Source organism: Acinetobacter sp. YH16053 (assembly GCF_013417035.1).
Lineage (GTDB): Bacteria > Pseudomonadota > Gammaproteobacteria > Pseudomonadales > Moraxellaceae > Acinetobacter > Acinetobacter towneri.
Genome location: NZ_VPEP01000021.1, coordinates 26,358 through 36,619, shown reverse-complemented (window position 1 = coordinate 36,619; position 10,262 = coordinate 26,358). Strand labels below are relative to the sequence as shown.

Annotated in this window: 8 protein-coding genes and 4 tRNA genes; 4 read left to right on the top strand and 8 right to left on the bottom strand. The window is 41.5% G+C overall.

Annotation, left to right across the window (positions count from 1 at the left end):
* Nucleotides 1-440 precede the first annotated feature (440 nt).
* From FTV43_RS12255 to FTV43_RS12245, 3 genes are read left to right on the top strand one after another with little or no spacing between them, the layout of a single operon-like run.
* Nucleotides 441-902 (top strand): YfiR family protein, encoded by a 462-nt coding sequence (locus tag FTV43_RS12255; protein ID WP_042068773.1) that lies wholly within the window; start codon nucleotides 441-443, stop codon nucleotides 900-902.
* Complete coding sequence (locus FTV43_RS12250; RefSeq protein WP_179995562.1) at nucleotides 899-2,134, top strand: diguanylate cyclase; 1,236 nt, start codon at nucleotides 899-901, stop codon at nucleotides 2,132-2,134. The genes FTV43_RS12255 and FTV43_RS12250 overlap by 4 nt, the downstream gene beginning before the upstream one ends.
* A complete protein-coding gene (locus FTV43_RS12245) occupies nucleotides 2,127-2,603 on the top strand; it encodes an OmpA family protein (RefSeq protein ID WP_004976277.1) in 477 nt (158 codons plus the stop codon). Before FTV43_RS12250 ends, FTV43_RS12245 begins: the two co-directional genes overlap by 8 nt.
* A gap of 191 nt (nucleotides 2,604-2,794) precedes the next feature.
* On the opposite strand, the gene FTV43_RS12240 is transcribed toward FTV43_RS12245, so the two are convergent.
* From FTV43_RS12240 to secA, 8 genes are all read right to left on the bottom strand, one after another.
* A tRNA-Pro gene (locus tag FTV43_RS12240) sits at nucleotides 2,795-2,871 on the bottom strand.
* Between the two features lie 18 nt (nucleotides 2,872-2,889).
* Nucleotides 2,890-2,965 (bottom strand) — tRNA-His (locus FTV43_RS12235).
* Between the two features lie 38 nt (nucleotides 2,966-3,003).
* Nucleotides 3,004-3,080 (bottom strand) — tRNA-Arg (locus FTV43_RS12230).
* Between the two features lie 46 nt (nucleotides 3,081-3,126).
* Nucleotides 3,127-3,203, bottom strand: a tRNA-Pro gene (locus FTV43_RS12225).
* A gap of 153 nt (nucleotides 3,204-3,356) precedes the next feature.
* The gene (gene nadA, locus FTV43_RS12220; protein ID WP_026438463.1) at nucleotides 3,357-4,424 is read right to left on the bottom strand and encodes a quinolinate synthase NadA; all 1,068 of its coding nucleotides are present in this window, start codon (nucleotides 4,422-4,424) and stop codon (nucleotides 3,357-3,359) included.
* Nucleotides 4,425-4,574: 150 nt separating this feature from the next.
* Entirely contained in the window at nucleotides 4,575-5,795 is a 1,221-nt protein-coding gene (gene argJ, locus FTV43_RS12215; RefSeq protein ID WP_179995561.1) for a bifunctional glutamate N-acetyltransferase/amino-acid acetyltransferase ArgJ, read from the bottom strand.
* Between the two features lie 195 nt (nucleotides 5,796-5,990).
* Nucleotides 5,991-6,347, bottom strand: a complete 357-nt coding sequence (locus FTV43_RS12210; RefSeq protein ID WP_026438462.1) for a hypothetical protein — start codon at nucleotides 6,345-6,347, stop codon at nucleotides 5,991-5,993.
* A gap of 163 nt (nucleotides 6,348-6,510) precedes the next feature.
* The gene (gene secA, locus FTV43_RS12205; protein ID WP_179995560.1) at nucleotides 6,511-9,225 is read right to left on the bottom strand and encodes a preprotein translocase subunit SecA; all 2,715 of its coding nucleotides are present in this window, start codon (nucleotides 9,223-9,225) and stop codon (nucleotides 6,511-6,513) included.
* A 338-nt stretch (nucleotides 9,226-9,563) separates the two neighbouring features.
* On the opposite strand from secA, the gene FTV43_RS12200 reads away from it, so the two are divergent.
* The gene (locus FTV43_RS12200; protein ID WP_136144594.1) at nucleotides 9,564-10,205 is read left to right on the top strand and encodes a peroxiredoxin; all 642 of its coding nucleotides are present in this window, start codon (nucleotides 9,564-9,566) and stop codon (nucleotides 10,203-10,205) included.
* Nucleotides 10,206-10,262: the final 57 nt, after the last annotated feature.

The window sequence follows — 10,262 nt, the reverse complement described above, 5'->3', positions numbered from 1 at the left end:
AAATCCACACAAGTTGTTCTTCATAATCTCTTAATGATCTTCTCGATGCTTCGTCAGCATCAAGCTAGGTCGGCTATATTACGCTTTATTTCTAAAGTGTCAACTGGTAATTTAAATTATTTTAAACCTTCTTTCTAAAACCCAACTCAATCATTCTTAACCAGGTCATTGTTTTATCAGAAGTTTTAATCTTCATCACCGCCGATGGATGTGCATTATAGGTGAAATATTTCGCCTTGCAACCCCTCTTTTTAAGTTTTATCAGTTTTTTAGTCCGAACGGTTATTTATTCGGCAAAATATTTTAAATCTGTATCATTCTTGCTCAAAATTAGCAGTATGCTTATTTTCAAATTTTAGCTACACTATTTTTATGTTCATTCGTGTTGTGTTGAAATGACTCAAAATTTAAAAATAATAACCTTGCTGTCATTTGTAGCAATGCAAACGCCTACTTTTTTGTATGCTGCACCCGCATCAAATCTTTATAGCACTACATTCTCTATTTTATCTTACGCAAAATGGGTACATGACACGCCCAAGCTCTGCGTCATAGACAATCATGCGATGGCACAACAATTCAAAAATGCCATGCACTCACATCATAACTACAGTATTCACGCTATTTCACTCAAAAATATTGCTCAAAGTGACTGCCAAATCTTAATTTTTTCCACGCTTTCTGCAGCACAAGAACAACACACCCTAAATACTCAAGTACAATTTCCAGCCCTATCTATTAGTTTGAACAATCTAGATTGTGAAACAGGCAGCGCATTCTGCATCTATAAGAAAAATCAGAATTATGCGTTTAAAGTGAATATGGAAAGTTTAACCCAGTCTAAAGTACATATTGATCCGCGGGTGTTATTGCTTGCCAAAACCACGGAGCCTAACTCATGAAGCAGTTATACTCCCCTATTACTTTGCATCAATTATTCACACGCGCACAACTCACTATTTTTGTTTTAACTTTTACAATTTGCTCTGGTATTTTTTTGGTGATCTCAACCTACACCATGAATGCTTATGCCAAAAATAGTCTGCAAAACTTATCTGCTGCGTTAAATGAGCGCATTCAGCCTGCAGTGGTTTTTAATGATCAAATGACGCTCAACAAAATTCTCTCTGAACATACGCAGCGTTATTCTATTCGGTCGATTGAAGTACTATCACCCAAACAAACGCGTATTGCTTTTATTGAACAGCAAGGTCTAGAGCATTTTTCAATTCAGGCTTTATTGGACTATCTGTTTTTTAATCATCCTGTTCGGCTGAGTATTGACCATGATCAGCAAAACTATGGCGAACTGGTGGTGTATGGAAACTCTAGTGACTTGGTTAGTTTCTTTTATAAAATCGTTTTAGGTTTAATTTTCGGTTTTATTTTGCTTTTAATTGCTGTGTTTTGGTCAATTAATTCAATTTATCAATATCTCATGCAATCTTTAAGTTCTATTGTCAGCTCGGCACAGGAGATCAGTGCACAAAAAAATTATAAGCTGCGCGTTTCAAGTTCAGATATTCAAGAACTTCATGAACTGAGTTATGCCTTTAATGGCTTACTCAATGAGATTGAACAATCCCATAAGAATTTATTGGTTGAAAATCATAAACTGCAATTTCAGTCGCAATACGACAATTTAACGCAGTTGCCAAATCGTAATTATTTTTATGAAACACTGTTTAAGCTATTTACCCAGCCTTCTGCTACGGCTGCAGTATTTTTTTTAGACATTAATAACTTTAACCAAATCAATAACCAATTTGGGCATTTGACGGGCGATAATATTTTACGTGATTCATCACATTGTCTAATTCAGATTTTGCCCTCACATGCGTTTGTTGCGCGTTTAGGTGGCGATGAGTTTGCAGTAATCTTAACTGGCTCACACTCCACTGCAGAATTAGAGGATTATTGTCAAAAGATTCATGCTTGCTATACCTCTACATTTAAGTATGAACAGCAACAAGTTTCCTTAAATGTCAGTATTGGCGCAGCATTGATTGAATATGCAAAAACTCCTGAAAATTTAATTGCCGATGTCGATCGCGCAATGCTCAAAGCCAAACGTGATCAATCAAAATGGTATATTTCACCTCAATCAAACAATAAACAGGTTCCTTATGCTTAAAAAAGTTCTGATCGGCACACTTATTCTTGTTATGGTTTCACTCAGTGCTTGCATGAGTTTGGGGAATGTCAGCTATAAGCAGGCGCGCATGCTAAAACAAGAAGGCTTTATTTTAAGTGATGATGGCTGGACCTTAGCCCTGCCTGAACGCTTGTTATTTGGTTTTGATGAATACGCCATTCAAAATAGCCAAAAAGAACGCCTCAACCAATTGGCACAACAGCTGCATAAATATGACTTGGATAAACTCAAGTTTATTGGTCACACAGACAACGTAGGTTTAGCCAGCTACAATCAAACCCTATCGGAAAAACGCGCCCAAAATGTGGCTCAGATCTTTTTAGATCAGGGTTTTGAAAGAAAAAATATTCAGGTGATTGGACGTGGTGCAACACAACCAATGGTAAGCAATGACACACCAGCAAATCGTGCCACCAACCGACGCGTCAATGTGACGATTGTGCCTTAATAAAAAAGACACTAAAATTTTTCTTATATTGAGCCTCATTCTTGAGGCTTTTTTATGCTGACCAATAACTAATACGAAATCAATTTTAAACCTAACAAGGCTTTCACAAATTTCAGGCATAAAAAAACCGCTTAACGCGGTATCTTTATTGACTTAACCATTTCTACTTAGTATCTGTTCTATTTAGAAAATGGTCGGAGCAGTAGGATTCGAACCTACGACCCCCTGGTCCCAAACCAGGTGCACTACCAGGCTGTGCTATGCTCCGTTTATCTCTCAAAGAGATTGGGGTGAATGACGGGATTCGAACCCGCGACAACTGGAATCACAATCCAGGGCTCTACCAACTGAGCTACATCCACCATCATGTTTGGTTCTTTTATACCAAGCTACCAAAAAATGGCGCGCCTGACAGGATTCGAACCTGTGACCATCCGCTTAGAAGGCGGATGCTCTATCCAACTGAGCTACAGGCGCATGACCGATGATACATAATATCATGCGATACGTTGCCTTGAAGAATTGGTCGGAGCAGTAGGATTCGAACCTACGACCCCCTGGTCCCAAACCAGGTGCACTACCAGGCTGTGCTATGCTCCGATTCATCTCAGCTTTTTGTGTATCGCACATCGTGCGGTACGGTGTGCATTCTAGGCGCGACGCCCGAAGACGTCAACACCTATATTTAAAAAAAATTAAAAAAAAGCTTCAACCGTATATTTATCAAACATTTTTGATATTTTTCAATCAATTTTAGCGTTTTAAGCTCGCACTGAAATTCAACATACGATCTAGTGGTAATTTAGCACGTTCTGCCATGGCAGGTTCAACGAATACTTCTTGATCACCCGTTTGCAATACATGCAAAATTCCATCCAATTCATTCATCGCCATCCACGGGCAGTGTGCGCATGAACGACAGGTTGCACCCTCACCTGCAGTTGGCGCTTCAATTAGAATTTTATTAGGTACAGCTTGCTGCATCTTATAGAAAATACCGCGGTCAGTTGCCACAATTAAACGCTCGTGTGGCAAAGTTTTGGCTGCTTGAATAAGCTGCGATGTACTGCCCACTGCATCAGCTACATCAACAACTGATTCTGGTGATTCTGGATGCACCAAGACTGCTGCATCTGGATACATGGCTTTCATATTGGCTATACCGCGTGAACGGAATTCTTCATGCACAATACACGAGCCATCCCAAAGCAGCATGTCTGCGCCAGTTTTCTTTTGAATATAGCGTCCTAAATGCTGATCTGGCGCCCAAATGATTTTTTCACCTAAGCTATCGAGGTGTTCAATAATTTCTACCGCACAGCTTGAGGTAACGACCCAATCTGCACGTGCTTTTACCGCAGCCGATGTATTGGCATAAACCACGACTGTATGATCAGGATGAGCATCACAGAAGCGGCTAAACTCATCGACAGGACAACCCAAGTCCAGTGAGCAAGTTGCTTCTAAAGTTGGCATAAGAATGGTTTTTTCTGGCGATAAAATTTTGGCAGTTTCGCCCATAAATTTTACACCAGCTACGACCAACGTGGTTGCCGCATGATCACGACCAAAACGTGCCATTTCCAGTGAATCCGAAACACAGCCACCTGTTAATTCAGCCAGTTCCTGTACTTCAGGATCGCAGTAATAATGGGCAACCAAGACAGCATTGTGCTTTTCGAGTTCTGCTTTAATTTGCGCAAATTTTTCCTGCTTGGCTTGCTCACTCAAATGATGTTCTTTGGTTTCACCCAAGCGATCTAAATGCGCCTGCACAATTGATTTGGCTTCATTGGCAATTAAATTGGTCGCATCATTCATAACAACGTCTTCTCTATCTTCATGCTTGCCCGAACACAAGCTTACTCAAGTCACTGATGATATGGGGGCAATTTACTCATTCACCAGCCCTTTGCCGATTGAATGCTAAAAAAGCCTCACAACGGAGGCTTTATCACTCAATTTGAATTTTTACGAACGGTAATCCGCGTTGATCTTGACATAATCGTAAGACAAGTCACAAGTATAGACTGTATCTGTCGCTTGACCACGTCCTAAATTTACACGAATGGTCATTTCGGTTTGTGCCATGACTCGCGCGCCCGCTGCTTCGGTATAGTCGGCAGCAGCACCGCCATCTTTGCAAATTTGCACATCATCCAACCAAACCTGAATTTTTTCAACGTCTAAATTTGGCACGCCTGCATAACCAATTGCAGCAAGAATACGCCCCCAGTTTGGATCTGAGGCAAAAATGGCCGTTTTTACCAATGGTGAATGTGCAATGCTGTACGCAATATCACAACATTCTTGGGTATTGTCACCATCTTCAACACGTACCGTGATGAATTTTGTTGCACCTTCACCATCACGGATAATCAGTTGTGCCAAACGCAACATCACACGATTCAAAACATCTAATACCACAGCATAACGCGGGTCATTTTCACTGCAAATTTCAGTGCCACCCGCCTGACCTGTCGCCACCAAGATACATGAATCATTGGTCGAGGTATCGCCATCTACAGTAATACGGTTAAATGATTGTTCTACGCTGCGTTTGAGCAATTGCTGCAAGATGTCACGTTGAATTGGTGCATCGGTTGCAACATAGCTAAGCATGGTCGCCATATTTGGGCGAATCATACCTGCGCCTTTAGAAATGCCTGTCATACTATAAGTAATGCCATCTAAATCAAACTGCTCAGATGCACCTTTGGGTGTGGTATCTGTGGTCATAATACCTGTCGCAGCATCATGCCAAGCATCCTCACGTAACGATGCCAGCGCAGGTGCTAAACCAGCAACCAAGCGTTCAATCGGCAATTGCTCACCAATCACACCTGTAGAAAATGGCAAAACTTCTTGGGTAGATACACCTGCCAATTCAGCCAATTTGGCACAGGTGATTTCTGCATTTTGCATACCCAATTTGCCTGTACCCGCATTGGCATTACCTGTATTAATGACCAAATAACGCGGATTGCCCTGAGCTAAATGTGCTTTGGACACATACACAGGTGCAGCGCAAAATGCGTTTTGAGTAAAGACACCCGCCACATTTGAGCCTGCTGCAAATTCAAAAATAACCAGGTCACGTCGGTTCTGATAACGCACATAAGCCTCTGCTGAACCAATTTTTACACCTTTGACCACATGCATGTGTGGCATAGAGACGTCACCAACTGCCATTTTGAAATTTCCAGTACAAATTTGAGAATGTCACAGCTTAGTGGAAATTGAAGAAAAAATCGAGCATCCACCCTGCTTGATTCAACTTTTGTTAATACACAAGGTCATATATAAAAAACCAGCCCGTATGGACTGGTTTTAATCTTCAATATAATGCATCAGCAACTAAAATTATACTGATTGAGCCTATTTGGATTATGGCGTAGTCGCAACCACGGTTTCACCCAATAAAGCCTGTTTTGCACGTTCTTGACTTGCTGCAGATAAAGCAGGATTTGCAGCCACAATACGATTTACATTGGCAGCATTCGCAGGTGCAATCGCTGCAGTATGCAACACGATTGGACGCTGATCTGGATTGGCAAAGGTATAACGAATACCTGTGCGTGGGCTTGCCACAGTCACGTGACCATTATCCACTTGTACCTGTGCAGTGGTCGCACCCACAGCAGCTTGAACTTTTGCAGGAGTTGTCGTTGTTGCCGCATTTGCAAATGCGAAAGTAGGCAAGCTCAAGGCAACAATCATTAAAGGTTGTAATACTTTTTTCATTTTTTGTTCCACACATGGATATTGCATGTGCAACTAAATAGCATTTAATTCCAAAATCTGCAAATGCTATACACATCTTGCAAAACTATTACCACAAAGATTTTGCGCCCCAAAATACAAAAAAGCAGAGCCAAAGTTCTGCTTAAGTTGTAACAAGTCAGGTTTAGATTTTACCGTGACACTGTTTATATTTCAGTCCTGAACCACATGGGCATGGCGAGTTACGGCTTGCAGGTGGAACAACCGTTTGCTCAGCAGCACTGTACTGTGGTTCTGATTCAAAGGTTTCGCCCGTTAAACCATCTACATCAGCATGTGAAAGATTAAGCTGCATCGCTTCTGCTTGCGCTTGCTGCTGTGCTTCCATCGCTGCCAATTCTTCAGGTGTTGGGACATGCACACGCGAAAGATCGGTAACAACATCGGCTTTAATCACGCCCAACATATTCACAAACAAGTTAAAGGCTTCTTTTTTGTACTCTTGCTCAGGATTCTTTTGTGCATAACCACGTAAATGAATACCTTGACGCAAATAGTCCATCGCCGCCAAGTGATCTTTCCAGTGACGATCAAGTGAACTGAGCATAAAGTGGCGTTCTAGCATCGCAGCAGATTCATCACCCATTTGCTCACGACGTGCACGGTAACGTGTCACAATTTCATCGGCAATACGTTCAACCAAAGCTTCTTCATCTAGGCGACGATCATCTTCGAGCCATTGGTTAATTGGTAATTCGACGCCCAAATCATCACGCAAGGCACGCTCTAAACCATCAATATCCCATTGGTCATGAATTGATTCTGGTGGAATATAATTGGCGATCATACCTGTGACCACTTCACGGTGCATTTCTTCAATATAGTCTTGCAGCGTGCTTTCTGCCAGAATATCATCACGCTGTGAATAAATGATCTTACGTTGTTCGTTGTTTACGTCATCGTATTTCAACAAGTTTTTACGGATGTCGAAGTTACGTGCCTCAACTTTACGCTGTGCATTTTCGATAGAGCGTGACACCATTTTGTGTTCAATCGCTTCATCTTCCTGCAAGCCCATAGCACGCATCATTGCTACAACACGATCACCTGCGAAAATACGCATTAAGTCATCTTCGAGTGACAGATAGAAACGTGACACGCCTGGGTCACCCTGACGACCTGCACGACCACGCAACTGGTTGTCAATACGACGCGATTCGTGACGTTCTGAACCAATAATGTGTAAGCCACCTGAACTTAACACCATGTCATGGTTTTGTTCCCACTCTGCCTTTAAACGCGCTTCATCTTCAGGAGTTGGGTTTTCAATTTTGGCTAGCAAAGCTTTCCAGTTACCACCTAGCAAAATATCTGTACCACGACCCGCCATGTTCGTGGCAATAGTCACCGCACGTGGTGAGCCTGCTTGCGCAATGATGTCAGCTTCGCGTTCGTGTTGCTTCGCATTCAATACTTCGTGCTGAATACCTGCTTCACGCAGTTTATCCGATAAAATTTCTGAAGCTTCAATGGTTGCGGTACCAATCAAAATTGGCGCTACACCCGCTTCATGCACACGCTGAATTTCTTGAATAATTGCGTTGTACTTGCCTGCACGGTTTAAATAAATTAAATCGTTCTGGTCATTACGAATCATTGGGCGGTGGGTTGGAATAATCACCACATCCAAACCATAAATTTCTTTCATTTCTGCAGCTTCAGTATCTGCAGTACCCGTCATACCCGATAATTTTTTGTATAAACGGAAATAGTTCTGGAAAGTTGTAGTCGCTAAAGTTTGGTTTTCAGGCTGAATTTCTAAGCCTTCTTTGGCTTCTACCGCTTGGTGCAAGCCTTCTGACCAGCGACGACCCGGCATGGTACGACCTGTATTTTCATCGACAATAATCACTTCACCATCATGAATGATGTAATGCACGTTGCGTTGATACAAGAAGTGCGCACGAATAGCTGCAGATACGTGATGCACCAAATTCAGGTTAGATGCAGAATACAGACTTTCGCCTTCTGCCAATAAACCCATTTGAATTAATTCATTTTCTACCGTTTCATAACCAATTTCGGTCATTTCTACAGTACGTTGTTTTTCATCAATCCAGAAATGTCCACCATCGGCTACTTTTTCTTCTTTTTGTGCATGCAATTTTGGCGGAATGGTGTTGATTGCTGCATATAACTGCGATGAGTCATCACTTTGACCAGAAATGATTAATGGGGTACGTGCTTCATCAATTAAGATCGAGTCCACTTCATCAATAATGGCATACGTCAGGCCACGCTGTTTTTTCTCACTCAGCGAGAACACCATGTTGTCACGCAAGTAGTCGAAACCAAATTCGTTATTGGTACCGTAGGTAATGTCTGCGCGATAAGCCTGTGCTTTTTCAGTCGGGTCTTGCATGGAATAGATAATGCCAATGCTTAAACCTAAAAACTCAAATAAAGGGCGGTTGAGTTCGGCATCACGCTGTGCCAAGTAGTCGTTCACAGTAATGACGTGCACGCCCTGACTGCTTAAAGCATTTAAATAACAGGCCAAAGTTCCCATTAGGGTTTTACCTTCACCTGTACGCATTTCTGCAATTTTACCTTCATGCAAGGTAATACCACCAATCAACTGCACGTCATAGTGACGCATGCTCATGACACGTTTGGCGGCTTCACGACATACTGCAAATGCTTCTGGTAATAATTTATCTAAACTTTCGCCTTTGTTATAACGTTGTTTGAATTCTTCGGTTTTTGCAGATAAGTCTGCATCGCTTAAGGCAGATATCGTCGGCTCGAGCGCATTAATCTTGTCTACGATTTTACGCATGCGTTTGAGTTCGCGCTCATTTTTAGTACCGAAGATTCCTCCGATCAGACTTGCCAACATGAATAAACTCTCTAAATCTTGCTTGTCAAATAAATAGGTTTTTCTTAGTGGTTATTATGGTGCTAGAAATTTGAAGTACAAGGGTTTTGCACAAAAACCTATTAAAAATTCCAATCTCTACTTGCCATTTCTCGCTGCTAAGTAGCAGTTAATGTAACAAATTTCGAGCGGACGATATATAGCAATCACACATCAATCTATTTTGAAAATGCAATAAAAATGACACAGCATATTCAAATTATTCATAAGCACATACAAAAACACTATTTAATTCTGCAAAAGGAATGGCGCATAGTAGTACGCATACATCACACAACAAAACAAGACAGAGGTACACAATGACTATTCGCTTAGGTGACATCGCACCCAACTTCACACAAGATTCAAATGAAGGCCCAATTGATTTTTATGAATTTTTAGGTGACAGCTGGGGCATTCTATTTTCGCATCCTGCCGATTACACACCTGTCTGCACCACCGAGCTAGGCTATACCGCAAAACTGAAAGATGAATTCAGCAAGCGCAATGTCAAAGCGATTGCACTTTCTGTAGATGATGCTGAATCTCATAAAGGCTGGATTCAAGATATTAACGAAACTCAAGATACAACGGTTAATTTCCCAATTCTTGCTGACCAAGATCGTAAAGTGTCTACCCTGTACGATTTTATTCACCCGAATGCCAGCGAAACACTGACTGTCCGCTCATTAATCATTATTGATCCAAATAAAAAAGTACGCTTGATCATTACTTATCCTGCTTCTACAGGACGTAATTTCCATGAAATTTTACGTGTCATTGATTCACTACAACTGACTGACAATTACAAGGTTGCAACGCCTGCCAACTGGCAAGATGGTGAAGATGTGGTCATTGTGCCTGCCATTCAGGACGAAGCAGAGCTTAAAGAACGCTTCCCAAGTGGATATAAAGCCATCAAGCCTTATTTACGTTTGACCAAACAACCGAACCGCACTTAATTAAGTGTTACATGAGCAAGCCTATCTTCGGATAGGCTTTTTTATGCTCCAATTCCG